Source organism: Streptomyces sp. MAI_2237 (genome assembly GCF_054189285.1).
On the sequence record NZ_JAJPGQ010000003.1, the window covers coordinates 210176 to 235096 of the forward strand.

General features: G+C 68.7%; 23 protein-coding genes and 3 pseudogenes. 9 read left to right on the forward strand and 17 right to left on the reverse strand.

All coding sequences use genetic code 11. From position 1 onward, the window contains the following. Nucleotides 1–403: 403 nt before the first annotated feature. The 3 genes from pfkB to LN251_RS11210 all read right to left on the reverse strand — a co-directional run bounded on the left by pfkB (nt 404) and on the right by LN251_RS11210 (nt 3876). Nucleotides 404–1351 (reverse strand): 1-phosphofructokinase, encoded by a 948-nt coding sequence (gene pfkB, locus LN251_RS11200; RefSeq protein WP_458244297.1) that lies wholly within the window; start codon nt 1349–1351, stop codon nt 404–406. Beyond that, on the reverse strand, nt 1348–2109 hold the full coding sequence (locus LN251_RS11205) for a DeoR/GlpR family DNA-binding transcription regulator (RefSeq protein WP_458244298.1): 762 nt from the start codon (nt 2107–2109) through the stop codon (nt 1348–1350). The genes pfkB and LN251_RS11205 overlap by 4 nt, the downstream gene beginning before the upstream one ends. A 225-nt stretch (nt 2110–2334) precedes the next feature. Then, entirely contained in the window at nt 2335–3876 is a 1542-nt protein-coding gene (locus tag LN251_RS11210) for an MFS transporter (protein ID WP_458244299.1), read from the reverse strand. Between the two features lie 62 nt (nt 3877–3938). Between LN251_RS11210 and LN251_RS11215 the strand changes: the two genes are divergently transcribed. Continuing rightward, complete coding sequence (locus LN251_RS11215; RefSeq protein WP_458244300.1) at nt 3939–4904, forward strand: helix-turn-helix transcriptional regulator; 966 nt, start codon at nt 3939–3941, stop codon at nt 4902–4904. A gap of 49 nt (nt 4905–4953) precedes the next feature. Here LN251_RS11215 and LN251_RS11220 read toward each other — a convergent pair whose 3' ends face one another. Together LN251_RS11220 and LN251_RS11225 are read right to left on the reverse strand one after the other, a co-directional pair. Then, the gene (locus tag LN251_RS11220) at nt 4954–5733 is read right to left on the reverse strand and encodes a TetR/AcrR family transcriptional regulator (RefSeq protein ID WP_458244301.1); all 780 of its coding nucleotides are present in this window, start codon (nt 5731–5733) and stop codon (nt 4954–4956) included. Between the two features lie 688 nt (nt 5734–6421). Beyond that, nucleotides 6422–7420, reverse strand: a complete 999-nt coding sequence (locus tag LN251_RS11225; RefSeq protein ID WP_458244302.1) for a sigma-70 family RNA polymerase sigma factor — start codon at nt 7418–7420, stop codon at nt 6422–6424. 194 nt (nt 7421–7614) lie between these two features. Here LN251_RS11225 and LN251_RS11230 point away from each other — a divergent pair, with 194 nt between their 5' ends. Next, nucleotides 7615–8133 (forward strand): N-acetyltransferase family protein, encoded by a 519-nt coding sequence (locus tag LN251_RS11230; protein ID WP_458244303.1) that lies wholly within the window; start codon nt 7615–7617, stop codon nt 8131–8133. A gap of 13 nt (nt 8134–8146) precedes the next feature. On the opposite strand, the gene LN251_RS11235 is transcribed toward LN251_RS11230, so the two are convergent. Beyond that, a complete protein-coding gene (locus tag LN251_RS11235) occupies nt 8147–8938 on the reverse strand; it encodes a dioxygenase family protein (RefSeq protein ID WP_058924785.1) in 792 nt (263 codons plus the stop codon). Between the two features lie 127 nt (nt 8939–9065). Here LN251_RS11235 and LN251_RS11240 point away from each other — a divergent pair, with 127 nt between their 5' ends. Then, nucleotides 9066–9605, forward strand: coding sequence for a MarR family winged helix-turn-helix transcriptional regulator (locus tag LN251_RS11240; protein ID WP_458244304.1), 540 nt, complete (start codon nt 9066–9068; stop codon nt 9603–9605). Between the two features lie 106 nt (nt 9606–9711). Here the strand turns inward: LN251_RS11240 and LN251_RS11245 are convergent, their stop codons facing one another. Further along, nucleotides 9712–11253 carry an MFS transporter gene (locus LN251_RS11245; RefSeq protein WP_458244305.1) on the reverse strand — a complete coding sequence of 514 codons (1542 nt, stop codon included), beginning with the start codon at nt 11251–11253 and terminating at the stop codon, nt 9712–9714. A 160-nt stretch (nt 11254–11413) separates the two neighbouring features. After that, a complete protein-coding gene (locus LN251_RS11250; RefSeq protein ID WP_458244306.1) occupies nt 11414–12073 on the reverse strand; it encodes a TetR/AcrR family transcriptional regulator in 660 nt (219 codons plus the stop codon). A 279-nt stretch (nt 12074–12352) separates the two neighbouring features. On the opposite strand from LN251_RS11250, the gene LN251_RS11255 reads away from it, so the two are divergent. From LN251_RS11255 to LN251_RS11275, 5 genes are all read left to right on the forward strand, one after another. Continuing rightward, a complete protein-coding gene (locus LN251_RS11255; RefSeq protein ID WP_458244307.1) occupies nt 12353–13630 on the forward strand; it encodes a M6 family metalloprotease domain-containing protein in 1278 nt (425 codons plus the stop codon). Between the two features lie 132 nt (nt 13631–13762). Continuing rightward, nucleotides 13763–15436 (forward strand): IclR family transcriptional regulator domain-containing protein, encoded by a 1674-nt coding sequence (locus LN251_RS11260; RefSeq protein WP_458244308.1) that lies wholly within the window; start codon nt 13763–13765, stop codon nt 15434–15436. Nucleotides 15437–15892: 456 nt separating this feature from the next. Then, the gene (locus tag LN251_RS11265; RefSeq protein ID WP_435285642.1) at nt 15893–16354 is read left to right on the forward strand and encodes a hypothetical protein; all 462 of its coding nucleotides are present in this window, start codon (nt 15893–15895) and stop codon (nt 16352–16354) included. Between the two features lie 135 nt (nt 16355–16489). Then, a complete protein-coding gene (locus tag LN251_RS11270; RefSeq protein WP_458244309.1) occupies nt 16490–16903 on the forward strand; it encodes a hypothetical protein in 414 nt (137 codons plus the stop codon). A 165-nt stretch (nt 16904–17068) separates the two neighbouring features. Beyond that, complete coding sequence (locus LN251_RS11275; RefSeq protein WP_458244310.1) at nt 17069–17389, forward strand: helix-turn-helix domain-containing protein; 321 nt, start codon at nt 17069–17071, stop codon at nt 17387–17389. Nucleotides 17390–17446: 57 nt separating this feature from the next. On the opposite strand, the gene LN251_RS11280 is transcribed toward LN251_RS11275, so the two are convergent. From LN251_RS11280 to LN251_RS11290, 3 genes and pseudogenes are all read right to left on the reverse strand, one after another. Next, nucleotides 17447–18193 carry a transposase family protein gene (locus LN251_RS11280; protein WP_458244311.1) on the reverse strand — a complete coding sequence of 249 codons (747 nt, stop codon included), beginning with the start codon at nt 18191–18193 and terminating at the stop codon, nt 17447–17449. 169 nt (nt 18194–18362) lie between these two features. After that, on the reverse strand, nt 18363–19553 hold the full coding sequence (locus tag LN251_RS11285; protein WP_458244312.1) for an IS110 family RNA-guided transposase: 1191 nt from the start codon (nt 19551–19553) through the stop codon (nt 18363–18365). A 236-nt stretch (nt 19554–19789) separates the two neighbouring features. Beyond that, nucleotides 19790–20168: pseudogene (locus LN251_RS11290) on the reverse strand (transposase family protein); the annotation flags it as partial. Between the two features lie 184 nt (nt 20169–20352). Between LN251_RS11290 and LN251_RS11295 the strand changes: the two are divergent. Then, complete coding sequence (locus LN251_RS11295; RefSeq protein WP_458244313.1) at nt 20353–21108, forward strand: hypothetical protein; 756 nt, start codon at nt 20353–20355, stop codon at nt 21106–21108. A 23-nt stretch (nt 21109–21131) separates the two neighbouring features. On the opposite strand, the pseudogene LN251_RS11300 reads toward LN251_RS11295, so the two are convergent. From LN251_RS11300 to LN251_RS11325, 6 genes and pseudogenes are all read right to left on the reverse strand, one after another. Next, a pseudogene (locus LN251_RS11300) lies at nt 21132–21376 on the reverse strand (IS701 family transposase); the annotation flags it as partial. Nucleotides 21377–21383: 7 nt separating this feature from the next. Next, on the reverse strand, nt 21384–22133 hold the full coding sequence (locus LN251_RS11305) for a transposase (RefSeq protein ID WP_458244314.1): 750 nt from the start codon (nt 22131–22133) through the stop codon (nt 21384–21386). 127 nt (nt 22134–22260) lie between these two features. Beyond that, nucleotides 22261–22635, reverse strand: a pseudogene (locus LN251_RS11310) (helix-turn-helix domain-containing protein); the annotation flags it as partial. 112 nt (nt 22636–22747) lie between these two features. Further along, on the reverse strand, nt 22748–23488 hold the full coding sequence (locus tag LN251_RS11315; protein ID WP_458244315.1) for a glycerophosphodiester phosphodiesterase: 741 nt from the start codon (nt 23486–23488) through the stop codon (nt 22748–22750). A 29-nt stretch (nt 23489–23517) separates the two neighbouring features. Beyond that, entirely contained in the window at nt 23518–24153 is a 636-nt protein-coding gene (gene rfaE2, locus LN251_RS11320) for a D-glycero-beta-D-manno-heptose 1-phosphate adenylyltransferase (protein ID WP_458244316.1), read from the reverse strand. 168 nt (nt 24154–24321) lie between these two features. Then, nucleotides 24322–24768 carry a hypothetical protein gene (locus LN251_RS11325; RefSeq protein WP_458244317.1) on the reverse strand — a complete coding sequence of 149 codons (447 nt, stop codon included), beginning with the start codon at nt 24766–24768 and terminating at the stop codon, nt 24322–24324. Nucleotides 24769–24921: the final 153 nt, after the last annotated feature.

Genomic DNA, 24921 nt, shown 5'->3' on the forward strand with positions numbered 1-24921 from the left:
GCCCATGGAGGGGAGTGGGCGGGGGTGGGGACGGGGACGGGGGTGCCGTGGGGGGTGGCGGAAAACTCAGGGCCGCCGGCGCGGGCGGGTCCGGTCAGGACACGTCCAGTAGAGGCGAGGCCGGTGGAGGCGGGGCCGGGGAGACCCCGCCTCCCGGTGAGGTCAGGGCGGCTCAGGTGGCCCTGCCTCCCGTCGGCCGCGGCGAGTAACGGGGAGTCTCGCCGCCCGGCGGCCGTATGACGCCCACCAGAGCCTCGGCCGGTACGGACGTGCACTGCACTGGAACCTCGGCCGCAACGGACGTCGACGGCACCAGAACCTCGGCCGCTACGGACATCCACGCCACCAGAACCTCGCCCGGTACGGACGTCCACGGCACAGGAACCGGAGCCGCCACGGACGTTCATGACGCCGGCTCCGTCAGCTCGCGGTCGACCGGTACATCGGCGGTCACCGTCACCGCCGCCAGGTCCAGCTCGGCGGGCGTCGGCATCACGCTGCCCGGCAGTTGGACGGCCGCCGCGCCGTGCGCCACCGCCGAGGCGAGCGCCTCCGGTCCGCTGCCGCCGGCGATCAGGAAGCCGGCCAGGGACGAGTCGCCGGCGCCGACGTTGCTGCGTACGACGTCCACGCGCGCGCTGCCGAACCAGGCGCCCGCGCCGTCCACCAGGAGCTGTCCGTCGGCGCCCAGGCTCGCGAGCACGGCGCGCGCGCCCATCTCGCGCAACTCCTCGGCCGCCTTCACCGCGTCGCCCACCGTGGCGAGCGGGCGCCCGACGGCCTCCGCGAGCTCCTCGGCGTTCGGCTTCACCACGTCGGGCCGCTCGCGCAGCGCCTCCAAGAGCGCACGCCCCGAGGTGTCCAGCGCGATCCGCGCGCCCCCGGCGTGCGCCCGCGCGACGACATCGGCGTACCACGCCGGCGCGAGGCCCCGCGGCAGGCTCCCGCAGCACGCGATCCAGTCCGCGTCGCGCGACTGCGCGCGCACCGTCTCCAGCAGCAGTTCCTGCTCCTCCGCGGACAGTTCGGGACCCGGCGCGTTGATCTTGGTGAGCACCCCGTCCGCCTCCGCGAGCGCGATGTTGGAGCGGGTGGCCCCGGCGACCGGTACCGGCGCGACCTCGATGCCCTGCGCGTCGAGCAGGTCGGCGACAAGCGCCCCCGGCGCACCACCCAGGGGCAGGACCGCCACCGTGCGCCGTCCGGCGGCCGCCACGGCGCGCGAGACGTTCACGCCCTTGCCGCCCGGGTCCATGCGCTCGCCGGTGGCGCGGATGACCTCGCCGCGGTCGAGCGAGGGGACCTCGTAGGTGCGGTCGAGGGAGGGGTTGGGGGTGACGGTGAGGATCATGCGCGTACTACTTCCGTGCCGCCGCGCTCGATGTCGACGGCGTCTTGTCGGCTCAGCCCGCTGTCGGTGATCAGCAGGTCCACATCGCTCAGGTCGCCGAAGCGGGCGAAGTGCTCCTGGCCGTGTTTGGAGGAGTCGGCGAGCAGCACCACGCGGCGGGCGGCGGCGACGGCCGCGCGCTTGACCGCGGCCTCGGCGAGGTCGGGGGTGGTCAGGCCGTGCTCGGCGGAGAAGCCGTTGGCCGCGACGAACAGCACGTCCGCGCGGATCTCGCCGTAGGCGCGCAGCGCCCACGCGTCGACGGCGGCGCGCGTGCGGTGCCGTACGCGCCCCCCGACGAGGTGGAGCTGGATGCCCGGGTGGTCCGCGAGGCGGGCGGCGATCGGCAGGCTGTGCGTGACGACGGTGAGGGAGGACTCCAGCGGGATCGCGGCGGCCAGGCGGGCCACGGTCGTCCCGGCGTCGAGGATCATCGTGCCCTCGGTCGGCAGTTCCGCGACGGCGGCCTTGGCGATGCGGTCCTTCTCGTCCGTGGAGGTCCCCTCGCGTTCGGCGAGGTCCGGCTCGAAGTCGAGGCGGCCGGCCGGGATGGCGCCGCCGTGCACCCTGCGGACCAGGCCGGCGCGGTCGAGGGCCTTCAGGTCCCGGCGGATGGTCTCCGCCGTGACCTGGAACTCCTCGGCCAGCGACACCACGTCCACGCGGCCGCCGTCACGAGCGAGCCGGAGGATCTCCTGCTGCCGCTCGGGTGCGTACATCTCCGTCGCCTCCGCCTCGATGTCCGAGCGTTCCCACCTGATGCCCGAACTTGTGGTTTCTCCCGGAGGCTACGCCCGGATTTCTGGAAAGTAAACAGCTTCGGGCATCATCCGGACACAAACGGGCCCGGGCCATCTGCATCATCCGGACGCAAACGGGCCTCCCACCCCCTAAGAGGAGTGTGGGAGGCCCGCAGCCGACGCGCCGAGCGAAGGCGCCGTCCCCTACACCGCCGCCCCCTCCCGGGCCGGCGGACTGCCGGCGGCGGCCTGTGCGGCCTCATCGTCCGCCGCCGCGACGTCCGTACCGTCGCCGCCCGCGACCTGCTGCGCCGCGCGCCGCGGCAGCGCGAACATCAGCAGGAAGATCGCCGTCATCACGGCCGCCACCCAGCCCAGCGCGTGCTGGAAGGCGTGCACGAACGCCGGTCCCACCTCGGCGGGCGCCAGCCGGTCCCCGATCGCACCGAAGAAGACCACCGACACCAGGCCGAGACCCAGCGCGTTCCCCATCTGCTGCACGGTGTTGATGAGCCCGGAGGCCGAGCCCGCGTGCTCGCGGGGCACGTCCGTGAGCACCGCGTCCGTCAGGGGAGCGACGATCAGCCCCATCCCGACGCCCATCACCACCAGCGGCAGCGCCATCTGCCAGGAGGCGATGCCGAGCCCGTACCGGTCGGACTCCCAGATGTAGAGCAGGACGCCGGCCACCATCAGCAGGGCGCCCGCCTGCAGCACCTTCCGTCCGAAGCGCGGCACCAGCTTCTGCACGGACAGCCCCGCCGCCGTCGAGACCGCGATCGAGAAGGGGATGCCGGTCAGCCCGGCGCGCAGCGCGCTCCAGCCCAGGCCGATCTGCATGTACAGCGTCCACACCAGGAAGAACACGCCGAGCGCGACGCCGAAGACGGTCTGTACGGCGATGCCGGCCGCGAAGCTCTTGACCCGGAACAGGGAGAGTTCGACCAGCGGCGAGCCGTCCCGCGCCGCCTTCCGCCTCTCGTACGCCACCAGCGCCGCGAAGACCAGCACCGCGCCCGCCATCGACACGTACCCCCACAGCGGCCAGCCCAGCTCACGGCCCCTGGTCAGCGGGTAGAGCAGCATCAGCAGGCCCAGCGTCACCAGCGCCACACCCACCAGGTCGAGTTTGAGGGCCCGCGGCGCCTTCGACTCGATGATGAAGCGGCTGCCCAGGATCAGGCCCGCGACGCCGAAGGGGAGGTTGATGAGGAAGATGGGCCGCCACTCGAGCCCGAACAGGTTCCACTCCGTCAGCAGGGCACCGAGGAGCGGGCCGAGCACCGCGCCCAGCCCGACGACCGCCCCGAAGAGCCCGAAGACCTTGCCCCGCTCGTGCGCCGGGAAGGTGGCGTGCACGATCGACAGCACCTGCGGCACCATCATCGCGGCCATGCCGCCCTGCAGGACGCGCGAGGCGACAAGCATCTCCGGGTTGACGGCGAAGCCGCACAGCGCCGAGGCGAGGGTGAAACCGCCGATCCCGATCAGGAACAGTCGCTTTCGGCCATAGATGTCGCCGAGACGACCACCCGTGATCAGGCCGGCGGCGAAGGCCAGCGCATAGCCGGCCGTGATCCACTGGATCTGGCTGAAGGAGGCACCCGCGTCCCGCTGGATCGACGGGATGGCGACGTTGACGATCGTGACGTCGACGAGGTCCATGAAGGCCGCGGTCATCACGATGGCGAGGGCGAACCAGCGACGCCGGTCCGGCGGTACGACGGGGTTCTCGATGCGGTTCATGGCTCAAAGCTATGACCCCAGTAGGTCAGAACAGGTCCTACTTCCGAGGCATCCTCGACATCATGACGACGGACACCCCGGCTCGGCTCCTGACGCTCCTCTCCCTCCTCCAGACACCCCGCGAATGGCCCGGCGGAGAACTCGCCGAGCGGCTCGGGGTCTCCCGGCGCACGGTCCGCCGGGACATCGACCGGCTCCGCGAACTCGGCTATCCGGTGCAGGCCACCATGGGCACCGACGGCGGCTACCGGCTGGTGGCCGGCAAGGCGATGCCGCCGCTGGTGCTCGACGACGAGGAGGCCGTGGCCATCGCGGTGGGCCTCAGGGCGGGCGCCGGACACGCCCTCGAAGGCGTCGACGAGGCCTCCGTACGGGCCCTCGCCAAGTTGGAGCAGGTCCTGCCCTCCCGTCTGCGCCACCGCGTCACCACCCTCCAGGCCGCGACCACCCCGCTGACCAGCGGCGACGGGGCGAGCATCGCGCCCGAGACGCTGACCGTGATGGCCTCCACGGTCGCCGGGCGGGAGCGGCTGCGCTTCGCCTACCGCGCCGGGGACGGAACGGAGTCACGGCGCCAGACGGAGCCGTACCGGCTCGTGTCGACCGGGCGCCGCTGGTACCTCGTCGCCTACGACCTCGACCGCGCCGACTGGCGGACCTTCCGCGTCGACCGGGTCAGCGAGCCCTTCGCGACCGGCGCGCGGTTCGCCCCGCGGGAGCTGCCGACGGGGGACGCGGCCGAGTACCTGCGCCGCTCCATGCAGCGCCGGCAGGAGGTCTACGACTTCGACGTCACCTTCGCCGCGCCCGCCGAGGCCGTCGCCGCGAAGGTGCCGGCGTGGCTGGGGACACCGGAGCCCTTGGACGCGAACTCCTGTCGGCTGCGGGGCAGTTCAGGGGACGCGCCCGAGTGGGCGGCGGTACGGCTGGCGCTGCTGGGGTTCGAGTTCACCGTGCGGGAGCCTGCGGAACTGGTCGATCAGGCAAGGGAGTTGGGGGCACGACTGACTCGCGCCGCGGGCGGGTGACGACGCCCGGCGCGCCGGAGAACACCCCGAGAGCGCCGCGGCCCCGCCCCTACCCCTCCCCCGCGATCTCGTCCCAGGGAAAGTCCCGCACCGCCTCCAGGTTCCGCAGCGCGAGCGCCGCCGGCCCCCGCGCCCCGCTCGCCGGCGCCTCACCGGCCGCCCACACCTCGACGGCCACGCGTACGGCGGCGCCGGCGACGGCGGCGGCGAACCGCAGCCGAGAGGACCGGGCGGCCCGACTGCCAACGTTGTCACGCCCATCGCCACCAGGGTTTCCCCGACCGCCGACGCCCTCCCCGACCCCCTCTCGGGTGTCCTCCCCGGCTACCTTCCCGGCCCCCGCCGCCCTCCTCACCGCCAGCACCTCGGCCAGCCGCCCCTCGGACTCCTGGCAGACCTCCGCCCAGACCTTGGCCAGGGCCGGGCTGTCGTCGGTCAGGCGGATGAGGGTGCGGACCAGTTCCCAGGAGGCCGCCGAGACACCGGCGCCCGGTGTCAGGGTGTGGCGGACCGCGTGTTCCAGGGCCTGGGGGACGGAGAGGTGGGCGGGGGCCTCGGCGAGGGCCTCCGTCCAGCGCTGGGCGCCCGCCGCGTACAGGGGGGCGACGGCCTCTTCCTTGGTCGCGAAGTAGCGGTAGAAGGTGCGGGGGGCGACTCCCGCGGCCTGGGCGATGTCCTCCGCGCGGGTGGCGCGCAGGCCCTGGCGCACGAACAGGCCGGCCGCGGCGCGGGCGATCTCCATCCGGGTCGCGGCCTTGCGCCGCTCGGTCAGGGAGAGCGGCGCCGCCGTGGAGGAGCGGGGGGTCGGTGCGGGGGTGGGGCTGCTCACATCGGCAGGCTATGCCGATGTGGCACAATCTGCCACCGGCGGGCCACCCCGGGGTTCAGGTTCGGGGTGCCCCGCCCTCCAGCGTGCGCGGACCCCGTCCAGCCGGCACGCGGACGCCCTCCGCCCAGCACGGCGGGGGCGCGTCATCCGCCCAGCACGGCGGGGCGAGCCCTCCCCCAGCACGCGGGGACGCCCTCCGGCCAGCATGCGCGGACCCCGTCCAGTCGGCACGCGAACGCCCTCCAGCCAGCACGAGGGGACGACCGCCAGCCCTGCGCCCGCGCCAGCCCTCAGTCAGCACGCACCCGAACACCCCGCCCAGCGACGCGCGGACGCGCGGGCGGATGAAAAAGAGCCGGGCTACGGCGCCCGGGGGGAGGGGCGCCGCAGCCCGGCTCAGGGAAGGTCCCGGCGCCGGGGGGGGATTGCGTCGGGACGTGGTTCGGGTGGGTCGCGCAGGGCGACCTCGCCGGTCCGGGTCGCCCCGAACACCTGTCGGTTCGCCCGAACTCCTGTGCCCTGAAGTCTTTTTCCCAGGGCACCGCCGGTTGAAGCGGCGTTACGCGCCATGTTTGCGCGGTCTTCCGCCACCCGGCGTACGCGGCCCGCGGCCGTCGTACGCCGACGCCGCGGGCCGGCTCGCGACGCGCGCCCACGCGCGCGCACCGGCCGCAGCGGCTCGTCGGTGTTACGCCGCCGCCTCGAAGCCGGTGTCGCGGGCCAGCTTCTTCAGCTCCAGCAGCGCGTGCTTCTCGATCTGGCGGATGCGCTCACGCGTCAGGCCGTGCTCCTTGCCGACCTCGGTCAGCGTGCGCTCGCGGCCGTCCTCGATGCCGTAGCGCATCTTGATGATGGAGGCCGTGCGCGGGTCGAGGCGGCCGATGAGGTCGTCCAGTTCCTCGCTGCGCAGCAGGGTGAGGACCGACTGCTCCGGGGAGACCGCGGAGGTGTCCTCGAGTAGGTCGCCGAACTGGGTCTCGCCCTGGTCGTCCACCGACATGTTCAGGGAGACGGGGTCGCGGGCCCAGTCCAGGACGTCGGTGACGCGATCGGCGTTGGAACCGAGCTCGGCGGCGATCTCCGCGGGCTCCGGGTCGCGGCCGTGCTCGCGGTTGAACTCGCGCTGCACACGGCGGATGCGGCCCAGCTCCTCCACCAGGTGGACGGGCAGCCGGATGGTGCGGGACTGGTCGGCTATCGAGCGGGTGATGGCCTGACGGATCCACCAGGTCGCGTACGTGGAGAACTTGAAGCCCTTGCGGTAGTCGAACTTCTCGACCGCGCGGACCAGACCGGCGTTGCCCTCCTGGATCAGGTCCAGCAGGGGCAGACCGCTACGGGGGTAGCGGCGGGCCACGGCCACGACCAGACGGAGGTTGGAACGGATGAAGATGTCCTTGGCGCGCTCACCCTGGTCGACGAGAGCCTCGAGCTCCTCGCGGGTGGCCTTGGCCTTGGACTCCTCGTATCCGTCGAGAACCTGTCGCGCGAACACACCCGCCTCGATGATCTGGGACAGCTCGACTTCCTTGGCGGCGTCGAGCAGCGGTGTGCGCGCTATCTCGTCGAGGTACATGCCGACCAGGTCGCGGTCTGCGATCTCGCCGCCATGAGCGCGAACACTGCGTGCCGCGTCACCGGTCTCGCCGGCGGCGGACTGACGACGGGCGACGGCACGGGTTGCCATGCGTGCTCCCTTGCGATGGTGGGCTGGCGGGTGGTCCTGGGACGCCGGGCACTCACCTTCGAGTACCGCTAAGCACCTTTGTCGGGTGCCCTGCATCTGTTGGAAACAACGACTGGAATCCGGACAGAATTCCCAACCCGTCACCCCAATTTTCTGATCATGCAGTACCCTGTGCGGCCACACGAGGAGGTCCGATGCCGGCGGAGCGGGCAGAGGTGCAGGTCAGGCCGGGAGTCGAGGATGACCTCGAAGCCCTCACCGACATCTACAACCACTACGTTCGTGAGACGCCCATCACATTCGACACCGCCGTCTTCACTCCTCAGGAGCGCCGTCCGTGGCTGCTCTCCCACCCGGAAGACGGCCCGTATCGCCTGATGGTTGCCACGGAAGCGGACACACAGGAAATTCTGGGCTACGCCACATCCAGCCCTTATCGCGCCAAGCCCGCCTACGCGACCTCCGTGGAGACGACGGTGTACGTGGCTCCGCACGCGGGCCGGCGCGGCATCGGCACGCTGCTGTACAAGGCCCTCTTCGAGGCCCTGGCCGGCGAGGACCTGCATCGCGCCTACGCGGGGATCGCCCAGCCCAACGAGGCGTCCACGCGGCTGCACGAGCGCTTCGAGTTCCGGTACGTCGGCACGTACCGCGAGGTGGGCCGGAAGTTCGGCCGCTACTGGGACGTCGCCTGGTACGAGAAGGAACTGTAGGCCGAGCTCCGGATCAGCCGAACTGCACCGACCGCTTGGCCAGCCCCATCCAGAACCCGTCGATCACCGACTTCTGCGCGTCCAGCTCGCCGACCGCGTCGGCGGCACCCATGGTGACGAACAGCGGGGCGAAGTGCTCGGTGCGCGGGTGGGCGAGCCGGCCGGCCGGGGACTTGTGCAGGAAGTCGAGCAGCGCGTCGACGTCGCCGTCCTCCAGCCTGCGGTGGCCCCAGTCGTCGAACTCGGCGGACCAGCCGGGCACCCCCTGGCCGACGTGCCGCAGCGCGGCCAGGTTGTGGGTGAAGAAGCCGGAGCCGACGATCAGCACGCCCTCGTCGCGCAGGGGCGCGAGCTTGCGGCCGATCTCCATCAGCTTCACCGGGTCGAGCGTAGGCATGGAGATCTGCAGTACGGGGATGTCGGCGGCCGGGAACATCTCGACGAGCGGGACGTACGCGCCGTGGTCCAGCCCCCGGTCCGGGATGTCCTGCACGGGCATGCCCGGCGCGCGCAGCAACTTGCGCACCGACTCGGCGAGTTCGGGGGCGCCGGGCGCTTCGTACCGGACGCGGTAGTAGTGCTCGGGGAAGCCCCAGAAGTCGTAGACGAGCGGGACCGTCTCCACAGCGCCGAGCGCCAGCGGGGCCTCCTCCCAGTGGGCGGAGACCATGAGGATCGCCTTCGGGCGGGGCAGGTCGGCCGACCAGGCGGCGAGCTGGCCGGGCCAGACGGGGTCGTCCGCGAGGGGCGGCGCGCCGTGACTGAGGTAGAGGGCGGGCATGCGCTCCAGTGTTTCGGCGGACATGACGGCGGCTCCCTGTACTTCCCGGTACTCCCCGACGGTTTCCCGATGGTTGAAATCTAAAACTCTATGAAAAGACCGTACGCTTCATTTGTTTAAATTTCAAGGAGAAGTCTCGTACAGTGGATGCATGAAGACGGCACCCCCCTCCGCTGCACCCGCTTCCGCGGCACAGGAGCCCCCCGCGGACACCCCCTGGCTCTCCGACGAGGAGCAGCGCGTCTGGCGCTCCTTCATCCACGCCACCACGCTCCTGGAGGATCACCTCGACCGCCAGCTCCAGCGGGAGGCGGGCATGCCGCACGTCTACTACGGCCTTCTCGTCGGCCTCGCCGAGGCCCCGCACGGCCGGCTGCGGATGACGGAGCTGGCGATGAAGGCGAAGATCACCCGTTCCCGTCTTTCCCACGCCATCGCCCGTCTGGAGAAGAACGGCTGGGTACACCGCGAGGACTGCCCCTCCGACAAGCGGGGCCAGTTCGCGGTGCTGACCGAGGAGGGCCACGAGGTGCTGCGGCGGACCGCGCCGGGCCACGTCGCGGCCGTACGGCAGGCGGTGTTCGACCGGCTGACCCCCGAACAGCAGAAATCCCTCGGCGAGATCATGCAGATCGTCGCCGAGGGACTGCAGCCCGACGAGGCGGGCGCGGATGTGCCCTGGCTCCGCTGAGCCGCTCACTCAGCGAACCAGGGCAGATCCTGGGGTCGTACGCGGGAGGCGTCCCCTTCCTCCTGCGTACGAGTGGTTCCGAAGGGGTACGGCCGGGCGGCCGCCGTCAGTGGGCGACCACCGGGACGGCCAGCTCGTCCTCGACGCCCTCCTCGGACCCGGCCACCGCGGTCGAACCGGGGCGGCCGGCGTTGACCAGGGTCACGACGACCACCGCGGCCAGGACCAGCATGCCGACCGCGATCCAGATCGCGTTCGTGTAGCCGTGCACCGCGCCCTGCATCTGCACCAGCTGCGCCTGCGACTTGGAGGTCGCGGAGCCGATGTGGTCCTTGATGTACGCGGTCGTCGCGGACGCGGCGATCGTGTTCAGCAGGGCCGTGCCGATCGCGCCGCCCACCTGCTGCGAGGTGTTGACCATCGCGGAGGCGACACCGGCGTCACGGGGCTCGACGCCCAGCGTGGCCAGGGACATGGCCGGCATGAACGCCGTACCCATGCCGAGACCGAGCAGCAGCATCGAGGGCAGGATCGTCGAGGAGTACGACGATCCGATCTCCAGCTGCGTCATCAGCAGCATGCCGACGGCGGCGACCAGGAAGCCGGGGCCCATCAGCAGCCGGGCCGGGACCCGGGTCATCAGGCGGGCGCCGATCTGGGTGGAGCCGATCATCATGCCCGCGATCATCGGCAGGAACGCGAAGCCCGTCTTGATCGGCGAGTAGCCGTTGATGACCTGCAGGTAGTAGGTCAGGAACAGGAAGGTGCCGAACATCGCGATGATCGCGATACCGAGCGAGAGGTAGATGCCGCCGCGGTTGCGGTCGGTGACCACGCGCAGGGGCAGCAGCGGGGCCTTGACCTTGGCCTCGGTGACCACGAAGGCCGCCAGCAGCACCGCGGAGGCGACGAACAGGCCGACCGTCAGGGAGTCGCCCCAGCCGTCGGACTCGGCGCGGGTGAAGCCGTAGACCAGCGAGACCAGACCGAGGGTGGACAGCAACACGCCGGGGATGTCGAGCGGGTTGCGGTTGCGGCCGCCCTCCGGCTCGCGGATGACGAAGTACGCGCCGAGCGCGGCGACGATGGCGAACGGGATGTTGACGAAGAACGTCCAGCGCCAGTCCAGGTACTCGGTCAGCACACCGCCGAGGATGAAGCCGACGGCGCCGCCGCCACCGGCGATCGCACCGTAGATGCCGAACGCCTTGGCGCGCTCCTTGGCGTCCGTGAACATCACGGCGAGCAGGGAGAGCGCGGCCGGGGCGAGCATGGCACCGAAGACGCCCTGCAGGGCGCGGGCGCCGAACATCATGGCGCCGGTGGTGGCCGCTCCGCCGAGCGCGGAGGCGGCGGCGAAGCCGGTCAGTCCTATGACGAAGGCGCGCTTGCGGCCCCACAGGTCGGCGATCCGGCCGCCGAACAGGAGCAGTCCGCCGAACGCGAGGGCGTAGGCCGTGACGACCCACTGCCGGTTGCCGTCCGAGATGCCCAGGTCGGCCTGGGCGGAGGGCAGCGCGATGTTCACGATGGTGGCGTCGAGGACGACCATCAGCTGGGCGAGCGCGATGAAGACGAGCGCCTTCCAGCGGTTGGAGTCGGCGGCGCCTGGGGCGCTGCCGGGAGCCTTCACGGCTGTTTCAGACATGGGGGTACCCACTTCGGGACTTCGTGACGGAAAAAGGGTGTCGTAAGGGGACGGCTCGCCCGGGGGCGAGATCCGGTCAGTCGGTGATGGTGCGTGTCAGGTATCGGAAGTTCTGACCGCCGCGGTGGGCGGAACTAATCGGTGGAACCGATCGGCTGAACTAGTCGCAGGGCCGGCGCAGGTCCTCCACGGTGACGGGCGTGCCCGGCAGGACCGAACGGGCCGGGGCCCGCAGTCCGTCCAGGAACATCTGCAGATGGCGGTGGACGAAGCGGTCGTTGGTGAGGCAGTCCGTGCCCGCCGGGGGCCGGCTGAGCTGGGCCACGACGACCATCAGGTCGCCGACGCCCACGTCGGTCCGCAGCTGGCCGGCCTGCTTGGCCCGGTCCATCAGCGACTCGACGATCTGCTCGCACCGCTCACGCGCCGCTTCGAGATCGGGATGGTTCTGGTCGAAGGTGCTCTGGACCATCGGGCACAGCGCGCTGATCCGCTCGTCGGCGGCGATGTGCACGAAACGCTCGAGCGCCTCGAAGGCGTCCCCGGTCTCCGCGAGCGCCTGCTCGGCCGCCTCCGCCGTCCGGTCCATGACGGAGCAGACGACCTCGCGGACGAGCGCGTCGCGGTCGGGGAAGTTGCGGTACACCGTGGCGTTGCCGACGCCAGCCCGGCGGGCGATGTCGTCGAGCGGCACGTACGGGCCGAACTCGGTGAACATCTCTCGGGCGGCGGTGACGATCCGCTCCCGGTTGCGCAGGGCGTCGGCACGGGGCCGGGGCACCTTGCGCTGCGCGGGCTTCGCGGTCGTCGTGGCGGTCACGGTGGACTCCTCGGAAATCTGTGGTGCGCGATCCGGGGAAGCAGTCCCCGTTTCGCTCGGACACCTGACTAAACGGGGAGACGCTCCCCGGTTATTTCGGGTTGAGCGGAAGTAATGACGTGACCTGCGTCACACCCCCCTGATGGCCGCATCACGGCCCGCTCTCCGCCCGGCCCCACGTTCGGACTCCTCCAGCGAGCGCCCGCCCACCCCGCGACCGAGGGTGATCGAAAGGGCGCAGCCTGACACCGGCGGCTGCCATGGACGAAGGACCCGTGCATGCAGCTCAGCCGCCGGATACGTCCGCGCCGCGTCGCCGCCCTCGCGTCCGTCGCCGCCCTGATCCTCGCGGTCGGCACCTCGGCCGGCAGCGGGCACCTGCGGACGCCGACCAGCGCCACCGGGGCGGGCCCGATCGCGGCGGCCCGCGGCTCGGCCTTCGGCCCGTGCATGATCAGCGGCGGCCACACCGTCCAGATGTCGGAGGGCGTACCGACCTCCGCCGGCTACTCCCGCTCCACGGGCACCGTCCACGCGCTGACCCTGATGGTCGACTTCCCCGACGCCCCCGGCCCCGGCGACGCGCTCGACCGCTACCACGAGTTCTTCCCGAAGACCGCGAGATGGTTCCGCACCGCCTCCTACGGCCGCCTCGACTACCGCCCCGAGACCCCCATCCGGCACTGGCTGCGCATGCCCAAGCCCTTCAAGGCGTACGGCATAGAACGCGGCGCGCCCTTCGACCCCGGCTACCGCGACCTGGTCCAGGACATCGTCGGCGCGGCCGACCCCCAGGTCGACTTCCGCGACTACGACTTCCTGAACGTCCTCATGACCCCGAACGCGGGCCCCTCCGCGCTGGACACGGTTCTGTCGGTGACCTTCGCCGGCAACACGGAGGCGCCGGTCGCCGACGGCGTGCCGGTGGCGAACGCCTCCTTCGTCTACTCCCGCCAGGACGACGGCTCCGGCTCGTACGACCGCACCGGCTACCGCGTCCTGCCCCACGAGAACGGCCACGTCTTCGGCCTTCCCGACCTCTACACGCAGGAGGGCGGGAGCGCGGTCGGCCACTGGGACATCATGAGCGAGGACTGGGGCGTCAACAACGACCTCCTGGGCTGGCACAAGTGGAAACTGGGCTGGCTCGACTCCTCCCAGGTCGCCTGCGCGGCGACCCCGGGGACGGTGTCGTACGCCCTGACGCCCCTGGAGCGGTCGGGCGGCCCGAAACTGGTCTTCGTCCCCCTCGGGCCCCGCACGGGATACGCCGTCGAGGTCCGCACCCGCGCGGGCAACGACGAGGCGGTCTGCCGGCCCGGGGTGCTGATCTACCGGGTGGACGCGGACGTGGACACCGGGATGGGTCCGGTGACGGTGTACGACTCGCGGCGGGACAGCGGGGGCTGCACCCGGAGCCCGAACGTGCAGGCGGAACTGTCGGACGCGCCGTTCGGGGTCGGGGATGTGTTCAAGGACACGAAGAGGGGGGTGCGGATCGAGGTGGCGGGGGCGGGCGGGGACGGGGAGTACCGGGTGGTGGTGGGGCGGAGGTGAGGGGGCCCAGTGTGGGGGGCGCCTGGTGGGGACGGGGTTGGTTGTCGGGACCGGCCGCGGGGTGAAGGGACGGCGGGAGGGTGGGGGTGCCGTTTACGGTAGGGCTGCCCTGACCGCCGTACCGGAGAGCCGATGCCACCCGCGAACCCCGCCCTCGACACCGCCTCCGACGCCGGCGCGCCGGCCGAGGCGGTCACGCCGCTGATCCGCGGGGTCGCCGTGCTGCACACGCTGACGGACGCGGGCGGCACGCTGAGCCTGAGCGCGCTGGAGCGGACGACGGGGCTGGCCCGCTCCACGGTCGACCGGATCACCTCCACGCTGGCCCGGATGGGCTACGTCCGCCTCGACGGCCGCGACGCGGTCCTCACTCCCCGCGTGATGGAACTCGGCAACGCCTACCTGTCGGCCCTGCGCCTCCCCTCGCTCCTGGCCGGACGCGCCGACGTCCTGGCCGACGAACTGGACGAATCCGTGTCCCTGGCGGTCGCCGACCGCGACGGCATCCGCTTCATCCACCAGGCCACCCGCCGCCGCGCGATGTCTCTCAGCTTCCGCATCGGCGACCTGCTGCCGGCCGAACGCACGGCGCCGGGCGCCCTGTTCGCGACGGAGTGGCGGGAGCCGGAGTGGCGGGCGTGGCGCGCGCGGCGGGCCGCGGATCCGCAGGACAGCGGCTTCGCGGCCGTACCGCCGCGGCAATCGGCCGATGCGGGAGGGGACTTCGAGGAGCGGGTGCGGGGGGCGGCCGGGAACGGCTGGGCCCTGGACGACCAGTTGATCGAACCGGGGCTGATCGCGGTGTCCGTTCCCGTACGGGATCCGCGTACCGGCAGGATCGCGTGCGCGGCGAACGTCGTCAGCCACACCAGCCGGCACACGGCGGCGGAGCTGCGCGAGACGCTGCTGCCGCGACTGCGGGAGGCGGTGCGGAGGATGGAGAGCGACCTGCGCACGCCGGTACGCGCCACCGCGCCTGCGCCGTCGGGGCTGGCGACCTGGACCGGCGCGTCCAAGCAGGAACTGGGCAGGGAGTTCGTCGAGTCCCTGGCGCGTGGACTGACGGTCCTGACGGCCTTCGGGGAGGGCCGGGCGGCGCTGACCCTGACGGAGGTCGCCCAGGCGACGGGGCTCGCGCGGGCGACGGCGCGGCGGGCGCTCATCACGTACGAGCATCTGGGGCTGGTGCGGGCGAGGGACCGCGTCTTCGAACTCACCCCGCGCGTCATGGGCTTGGGCTTTCCCCCACTGTCGCGGACCTCGCTGCCGGAGATCGCGCTGCCGCACATGACCGAACTCTCCGAGCGCGTCAATGAGTCGATGTCGCTGTCGGTACTGTCCGGACGGGACATCCAGTACACGGCGCGGGTGGCGACGGGACGGGTGATGAGCGTGAACATCACGGTGGGCACGCGGCTGCCGGCGTACGCGGCGTCCATGGGGCGCGTGATGCTGGCGGACCTGACGGACGCGGAACGCGAACTGGACGCCCTGGCCCCGCTGAGGCCGCTGACCAGGCACACGGTCACGGACCTGCCGACCCTGCGGCGCGTGCTGGACGAGGTCCGTGCGCAGGGGTACGCCCTGGTCGACGAGGAACTGGAGGAGGGCCTGCGGTCCATCGCGGTACCGGTACGGGACCGCACCGGCCGGGTGGTGGCAGCCCTGAACGTGGCCATGCACGCGGCCCGGCACACGGTCGAGGAGTGCGTACGGGACATCCTCCCGGAGCTGCGAGCGACAGCGGACCGCATCGAGGGAGACCTGCGGGTGGCGGGACGGTTCACGGGGGTCGCGGTGGTGTGACGGGACTTCCCGCTCCCCGGGGCACAAGATCCGAGCGGTCCCCGGAACAGATCCGGTACGCTGACGCCTGTGGCCTTCACGACCACGACCACGCCTTCGTGGGGCTTGCACGGAAGTCCTCCGCCACAGGTCAGAGCCGGGGCGCACGCCACACCCAAAACGCGCCGAGTGTGATCTGGGAACGCCCAACGCATTTGCCCAGGCCAGCACCTGTTGCGTCGTCAGCAGCTTGACAGAGGAACGGCCGACACCCTCGTCCTCTTTCGGACCGCGTGATCGTCCCCTCTTGCCACAGAGCCTGCACTCATGAGCCGAGAGGTGCGCCGCATCGCGTTGGCCATGTGTGGTCGACACTTCATGGTGTCTCCGCTTGAGCGAATCCAGTCATCTTTATCGGTTTCAGCCGCTTGCAACTGAGCGGAGGCGCGGCAATTGACGCTGAAGGACTCTCGACTCATGAGGAGCCTTCGCAAGAAATTGCCGTCCACCGCACTTGCGGTGATCGACCACCAAGAGCGCGTGCTGCTATGTCGCCCTCAGGGCGAGCCCACCTGGCAGCCGGTAAAAGCGGGCGTGCTCTGCCTCCGACCCAGCGCCCTCTCTGTCATTCACGTGCTGGACCCGCTCTTTTCTCATTGGTTCCTTGCCCCCACCCCAGTGATCGGCAGGTTCAATCCCGTGACAGATCGGGACTGTCGGTCGGGTTCGATGCGCATCTTCGTCGTCCGTCACCGCAGGATGCGTACGATCAGCCTTCGCGCTCGTACCCGTACTTCTCCGGACGTCGACTTTGTCTGGCATCCGCTCTCCGATGTCGAGGGCGAGCAATTCGATGTGCATCCACGCGAACTCGGCCCCTTCCTGCGCGGCTATCTGGAGGGCTGGATTCCCGACGGCGTCATCACCCTCGTCGAGTGACAACGCACGTTCACGAGTCGCGATAGGCATCGAGAGCAGAGCCCACCGCGGATAATTGCCCTTCCCTCACCGAGGAGCAGGCCAGTGACAAGTTCTTAGCACCGACGACGACCGCCGCATCGCGGTCCGCTGGGATTGGAAATTCAGACACTTCTGGCAGCCGTCGGCCTTCCCGAAGCAGACGACAGCGACCGTTATCGCGCGCACGGTGTTGTAGTGACAGATCTCGGTGAATCGGTCCGCGTGGAGTGGTTCGTTTCTCGCAGCCTGCGCCGCACCGCCGCCGATGAGCAGATGCGGGGCTTGCCCATGGCCCCGGCGGACCGCGCACATGAAGCCGCTCGACGTCACTTGCACGCCGCCCTGTTCGGCATTCTGTCGGAAGTCGGATACCTGGTAGAGACCCGTCCCGCGGACGCCCTCGTCGCTCTGTCCGTCCACGCCGGCCAGGTTTCCACACCGACGACTCTGGCAGCGGACCTCAAGCGGATGCTGGCCGAGCTACATGACCACTGGGAAGGAACGGAAGGTTCTCCTCGGTCACCCTGAGTTCCATCCACGCCAGCAGCCAACACGAGCCTGAAGAGCTATTACCGCAACACAGCGGAGCCCTCCATCCTCTAGGCTGGTGCGTACTTGCACCACTGCGTAGGCGTGTGCCGACTCACTCGGCACGGAGGGACGGGACCCATGGGGACGTGGGATCATCTCGGCATGCCCCGGAGCAACAACGACCAGCTGCCTGCGACCTACGTCGCGTCCGGCAATTGGCCGTATGCCCGGCTCGTCGAGGAGGCTCCTGTCAGCGCGCACTATGGGCAAGCGTTCGCGCGAAACCTGGCAGAGGCGATGGGGACATCCGAGGTCGGGTTGAGGGCACTGGGTGAGAAAGCGGGGGTATCACACGCGACCATCAGCCGACTGCTACGAGGCATTGTCCTACCCGACATGGGAACCCTCGCCCGCCTTGAGGTGGCGCTGGGTACCAGCCTATGGCCAGGGCTGGCGGCGTGGACCAAACGCGAACTCTCCTGAGGGAGACAGACCGACGCCGTGAGCTTCGCGTTTCAGCGCCTCACTCACAGAGGTCTTTCAGCGTTGCCGCTCCAGGGTGAGGACGGCGGCGGCGATTGACGTCATTCGATTCGGGCTGCACCGGGCCCTGCGGAAGATCCGCCATGACTTCAGTCGTGCGACGCCACGCTCGACCGGTGCCCGTGCTGCGGACAGCGCACGGTTGACGGTCTGTTGCGTGGGTGTGAGGTGACGGCCCGGCGGGCGTCCGAGGGCCGTCACCCACGGGCCGGCTCCCATATAGGCACGGCCAGCGAGAACCGGGACGCCCTGGCGCTCACAGATTCGGATGATCCGGTGGGTGCGGGCCGTAGTGAGGTCGTGCGCACGGCCGGGCAGTGCGGGCGAGATCCACAACAACCGCCCGGCAGGGTCGGTCACCACCTGCACATTCACCCCGTGCCGACGGTGCTTGTGAGAGAAATCGGCCCGGCTGTCGCCGACCCGGTCGCACTCCGCAAGCGTGCCATCCAACAGGACGTAGTCCGGATCGGTCTCGCGCAGGGCACGCAGCAGGCCGGGCGCGCGGCCGGCCAGCACGTCGACGACGGCTGCCACGTAGGCGTGCGCGGTGCCGACGGAGATGCCGAACCCGGCAGCGAGCTGGGCGAGGGCGTCGTGCCAGCGCAGGTACACCAGGCCGACCAGGGCACGTTGGTGCGGTGGGAGCTTGCAACGGCGGTCACCCTCGCGGGTGACGATAAGCATCGTGACCCACTCGACCAGGGCATGGGGCAGGTCGAGTGCGGCAGAATACGGAACCAACGCGGCTTCTGTGCCTGCGGGTTGAGACTTCGAACACCTCCCCCAACGGCACGGGAGCCTCGTGCATTGCGCACACCGCCGGTGTCACCCGATCAGTGGCCACTCTGAAACAGCTCACAGATCACCCTGCTGGTCACAGCTCTGGGTCAGTGATTCCTAATGCGGTCTGTCAAGCCGCGAGAGCACTGGGCGGGGTGAGTTCGTAGCACCGCCCGTCGCGCAGGAGTGCCCAGAGGACGTTGACGCGGCGTCGGGCCAGGGCGAGGACAGCCTGGACGTGGCGCTTGCCCTCGGTGCGTTTGCGGTCGTAGAACCTGCGCGACTCATCGCAGTGTCGGATGCTCAACAACGCCGAGATGTAGAAGACGCGTTGGAGACGACGGTTGTAGCGCCGCGGACGCCGCAGGTTGCCGCTGATCTTCCCGGAATCGCGGGGCACTGGTGCGACGCCACCGAAGCCGGCGAGGCGGTCAGCGGTGCCGAAGACCACCATGTCGCCGCCGGTGGCGGCAAGGAACTCGGCGCCGAGGATGATGCCCAGACCGGGCATGCTCGTGATCACGTCGAAGGCGTGGTGGTCACGAAACCGGGCCTCGATTTTCTTGTCGAGATCGGCGACCTGCTGGTTGAGGACCGTCACCTCCTTTGCCAGCGTGTGCACCAGCTCGGCGGCCAGCTTCTCGCCGGGCAGGCTCGTGTGCTGCCGTTCCGCGGCCTGGACGGCGATCTCGGCGAGCCGGTCCGGGCGGACGACGTGGCGGTTTCGCAGCCAGGTCTCCAGCCGCTTGGCGCCGATTCGGCGGATGGCCGCCGGGGTCTGGTAGCCAGTCAGCAAGGTGAGTGGACCGGTGTTGGTCAGATCCAACTCCCGTTCCAGACCGGGGAAGACGCTGGTGAGCTGGGCTCGCAGGCGGTTGACGGTGCGGGTGCGGTCGGCAACCAGGTCCATACGCCGACCGGTGAGGAGCTTGAGGTCGGTGACGGTGTCGTCGTCGGCGCGTAGAGGGTGCAGGTCGCGTCGGACGCGGACCTGGTCGGCGATGACGGCGGCGTCCTTGGCGTCGGTTTTGCCCTCTCCTCGGTAGCTCTCGGAGGCGCGGTGGATGGCCCGGCCGGAGATGTAGTGCAGCAGCTGGTCGTGGTTGAGCAGGATCGCGATAGCGAGGGCGGCTCCGCCGTCGGCAAGGTCGATGCCCCAGGTCACCTCGCCGCCCAAAGCCAGGACGTCGGCGAGGAGTTCGAGTAGTTCTGGCTCGTCGTTGGTAACGCGTCGGGACAGCAGCCGACGGCCGCTCTCGTCTATGGCGACGCAGTGATGGTGGACTTTGCCCGCGTCGATGCCGGCCCAGATGGCGGCCATGTGATGCCTCCGTGCGGTGTTGTGCTGGTGCCTCCCGACGGACGACCTCGCTGTCGATTCCCTACCCAGCGATCATTCGCAGTTCCTAATTGGCAGCCGAGTCGTCGTGGGGTACCGGGCGGCCAATCACTGAGAGCCACAAGCGGCAGAGCGTTTTCAACCACACCCGGCACCCCTGGGTGGATGAACCATACGAAGGGCTCAACACGTCCCGCAGAACAACGTAGGGAGGGTTTTCAGCGTTGCCGCTCCAGGGTGAGGATGGCCGCGGCGATTGACGTCATTCGATTCGGGCTGCACCAGGATCTGCGGAAGATGCGCCAGGATTTCATTCGTGCGACGCCGCGTTCGACCGGTGCCCGTGCCGCGGACAGCGCACGGTTGCTGGTTTGCTGGGTCGGTGTGAGCTCGCGGCCCGGTGGGCGTCTGACACATGTCGTCACCCACGAGCCGGCTCCATGTAAGCCCGGTCGACGGGGACCGGGACGCCCTGGCGCTCGCAGATCCGGATGATCTGGTGTGTCGGGCCGCCGTCAGGTCGTGGGCGCGGCCGGGCAGAGCGGGTGAGATCCACAGCAACCGCCCGGCCGGGTCGGTCACCACCTGCACATTGAGCGTTTTCAACGTTGCTACTCGAGGGTGAGGACGGTCTTGGTAATGACGCTCAGGCGGCTTGGCTGATGCGGGATCTGCGAGAGATCTGCCATGACTCAGCCGTGCTAGGCCGCGTTCGACAGGTGCCCGGGCTGCAACCATCAGCGGGACTCCACGGTCTGTGTGAGACCGAGGGAGGCGGAAGGTGTTCGCTTCGTTGTTCCTGTTGATGGTGCTGGGCCTTGAGCTACTGGGCGGGTTCTTGGCCTACGCGTTCTGGAAACATCGACGCCATCCCCCGCTCCACCGGCGCTGGTGGGTTCTGGGAACGACTGCATGCGCCCTGGGGTACGCCCACACGCTCGCCTATGGCCTCGCGTTGACCCAGCCGACGGACCTTTGCGGGCAGCGATCCCTGGACAACGACTATCCGCTGACACATGTAGACGTGAATGCCTTTCCCCCGCGCCTGGCGTGCTACTGGTCGGATTCGGCACTGCACGGCCCCAGCCACCCCACGGCAGCGGGCACCGTGCTGATGTGGTGCGGGGCCGCCTTGCTGGTGGCAGGCGCGGCAGCCTGGGCGGTGTCCTTGGACTCCCCAATGCCACGCTGGGCGCGAGCAGGCATGGTTCTTGCGCCCGCTACATCTGCCGCCCTCTGGATCCGGCAAGTCGCCCCGCTGATGCGCCTGTCGACCATCGATCTTCAGAACGAATGCTTTCGCTGGCAAGTTGCTCACCTGCACTCGGCGCCGTCCGGCGAGCTGACGACAACCAAACGCACTGTCATGCCCCCGGCTGTCGAATGCGTCTTCGCCGATGGCACCGCGAACCTCATCAGTTCCGAAGCCTTCGGGCTCGCGTGCTGCCTGGCCGTGTTCCTGCTCTGCTGTGCCACACCACTGCTTCGTATGTCGACAGCAGCGGCGGGACTGCCCCGGGCGCGCCCATACCGGTAGTTCGTAAAACCCGGCGGTAGAGATCAAGGGGACTGTCGGTGGCAACGGCGTCGAGGAGGGCTTGGAGTTCGGGTGGTGGGTCCTTGTCGGTCCATGCCCGCCACCAGCAGTGCAGGGTGGTGCCCGGGGTAAGCCAGGCCCGGACGGCGAATGTCCCGGGCAGCAGGAAGTTGGGGCTGGTGGTGTGTTGTGGACCCCTCTCTGGTGACTGAGCTGGGCAGGAGTCCGGTGCGGTGACATCGAGGGGCCCGGGCGGTGCGAACCACTGAGCGTGTTCACCGTTGCTTCTCCAGGGCGAGGACAGCTTTGGTGATGATGCTCATGCGGTTGGGGCTGATGCGGGATCTGCGGAAGATCTGCCAGGACTTCAGTCGTGCCATGGCTCGTTCAACGGGTGCCCGGGCCGCTGACAGGGCACGGTTTCCGGTCCGCTCAGTGGGTGTGAGTTCGCCGCCTGGCGGGCGGCGCTTAGCGGTGGTGACCCAGTCGCCGGCCCCGATGTAGGCCATGTCGGCGAGGATCAGGACACCCTGCCGCGCGCAGATCTGGAGGATCTTGTGAGTGCGGGCGGCGGTGAGGTCGTGGGTTCGGCCCGGCAGTGGCGGTGACAGCCAGAGGATCTCCCCGGCGGCGTCGGTGACGACCTGCACGTTCACCCCGTGCCGCTTGTGTTTCGAGGAATTGTTGGCCCTGCCGTCGCCGACACGGTTGCACTCGGCGAGCGTGCCGTCCAGTAGGACGAAGTCCGGGTCTTGCGCACGCAGCGTCTTCAACAGGCCCGGCGCTTGCTCGGCAAGCAACGTGGTGCCCGCGGTGACGTAGGTGTGGGCGGTGCCGACGGATATCCCGAAGCCCTCAGCGACCTGGGTGAGGGTGTGGTGGCGGCGCAGGTACACAAGTGCGACCAGCGCACGGCGGTGCGGCGGGAGTTTGCACCGCCGGTCACCTTGATGGGTGACGATGAGCATCGTGACCCACTCGACCAAGGCATGAGGCAGGTCGAGTGCGGCAGGATACGGAACCAACAGGGCTCCTGTGCTGTTGAGTTGAGACGTCGAACACCTCTCTCAACGGCGCGGGAGCCCTGTCCGTTGCGCACTCCGATCCCACACCGCCCCCATCACCCGATCGGTGGCCGCACTGAAAAGGCTCATTCACTCCGTGTCGGCGATGCTTGTGGGAGTAGTCGGCCCGGCTGCCGCCGACCCGGTCGCACTCGGCAAGGGTGCTGCCCAGCAGGACGTAGTCGGGGTCGGCTTCGCGCAGCGCGCGCAGGAGGCGGGGCGCGCGATCGGCGAGCAGAGCGATCACCGCGGCCGTGTAGGCATGGGTGGTGCCGACGGAGATACCGAAGCCGACTGCGAGCTGCGCGAGAGTGTCGTGCCGACGCAGGTACACCAGACCGACCAGAGCACGCTGGTGCGGCGCGAGCTTGCAGCGGCGGACACCCTCGCGGGCGACGATGAGCATGGTGACCCACTCGACCAGGGCATGGGGCAGGTCGAGTACGGCAGGATAAGCAACCAACAAGGCGTCTGCGCAGGCGAATTGAGGCGTCGAACACCGCCTCAACAGCACGGGAGCTTGTCCGTTGCGGACGACTACCTCATCACCCGATCTGTGGCCACACTGAAAGACCTCACTGTCGGGCCGTATCCGCGATGAGTGCTGCCACATCTGGGGCATCGGTCTTTACCATGTCGACGCCCAGAGTACACAATCGCGCGATTTCTACTGGATCGACTGTTGACCATCCACAGATTTTCACGCCGAGAGCATGGACCTGTTGAACCAAGGCCTCGTCCACAAAGTCGTTGCGCGTTTCAATGAAATGGGCTCCAGTATCCTGAAGGTAGTCCTCCAGGTTGAGCAGATTGGCAACGTATAGAATTCCTGTTCGGACGCCAGAGATCCCTCGCATCCCGGCGATCATGGCGTGATCGAATGAGAATATGTACGAACGATCCAACATATCGGCACGTTTCAGTTCCTCTGCTACTCGCTGGCCCAGCTCTGGAGGCTGAAGCAGGTAGCTATTTTTCAGTTCCACCATCACTTCGACGCTTTTTGATTCCAGAAGCGCCAAAGCCTGAGGTAGAGTCAGGATGCCAGGCGCGGCTTCTCCAGCACTCGTCATCTGCTGTGCGGTGCAAAACCCGCGGATTTGCTCAATCGTGGATTTCGCGACGGATAGTCGGTTCATGCCGTCGTCCAGGCACCATCGGTCATACACCAAAATATGACCATCTGCGGTGAGCTGGACATCCAGCTCAATACAGTCAGCTCCTTGTTCCACGGCTAACTCGAAGGCAGCCTGCGTGTTCCCTGGGCGATAGGCGCTGGCACCCTTGTGGGCTACAATCGAAGGCTTTCTCTTCACGTAACCGCCATCCTTTAAGGTAAAATACCTCAGAGTTGCCTAATACGGGTGATCAGCCCTGTCGTAGAAATCCCTTCAACATACGACAAGGCGCGATATTCGCCACCCTGCATCATTACGAGCCGGGCTTCTGGAGGGGCGAACTCGGGTCGATAGTCTCCACCCTTCACATACATCTCAGGACGAATGAGTTGGACAAGGTTCTCCGCTGTGTCCTCGTCGAATACGATGACGTGATCGACGCTCCTGAGCTCGGTCAACACTTCCACCCGGTCCTCAAGTGAAAGCAGTGGGCGGCCCTCCCCTTTGAGTCTGCGAACGCTGGAATCGCTATTCAGGCCAAGGAAGAGGACGTCCCCTAGTTGGGATGCTTCACGTAGATACGTCACATGGCCTCGGTGGACCAAGTCAAAGCAACCATTCGTAAAAACGATTCGCTTTCCAGCGGCACGATATTCGGCCGCCATTTGGCCTGCCTGCTCGGGACTCAATAATGATTTCCTGTCACCCTCCGAGCGCGATGAACGCCCCTGGATACCACTCGATCCATCGGGCCGAGCGTTTTTCTGGGTCCGCTCTTCGTGTTCCATGAGGCGGGCAGCGGAGGCCGCTTCCAAGCGGCGCAATTCCTCGCCATAGGCGCGATCCAGCATCTTTTTTGTCACTCCGAGAATCCTGGTCCTAGAATTCGGCTTCAGGTTGTTCCTGGCTGCCTTCAGTGATCGAAGGAGGGCAGCTCTGAGATCCCTTTCATTCTCTTCTTCGCTCAAATCTGGCCTCACTTCATACCGAATCGGGAAATATCTGGAACAGGAATCTTGAGCGGGATTTTGTCAAATACTGGTCGTAAGATATGTGAGGGATGCGGTCACGGCGGCTGCGTTAACTATACCGTGCAGCCAGTAAATCAGCTGGAGAAGGCGTAACCGATCTTCATTGACGCGGATGGCAATGGCTCGACGCAGCATCAACTCTTGAGCCGCTGCGTCGTCTCCCATTCCGGACCATGCCACGGTCCACTGAACATTCCCACTTGCGTCCAGAAGCTCTCGGCCGCCTATGGCCAGTGCAGCTAGAGCGAGAGTCAATGCGTAAATAATAACGAGCCAGATCGGGAGATTTCCTTTTCGATCATCCGACGCTAATCCCACCGCGACAGTAATGACGATAGCCGTTGCTGTCAGCAGCGCAGCGGAACGTTGTGCCAGGGCGCACTCCCGTTCCCGTTGCCTGACGAGAACTTCGGCTGCTTCGGCGAGGAGTCGCTCGCGTGCCGTCATGGTTGGAATCCCCATCCCTGATCGCCGTCAGGCGGGCTCTGGTGAGTGAGCATTTTGCCATGTAGCCCGGCCCTTGCCCATGGTGCCTCGACGTGTTTACTGCTGCTGTGAGGCCGGGGCCTTCCCAGTCCTACGAGTCCGAGCCTGGCCGTG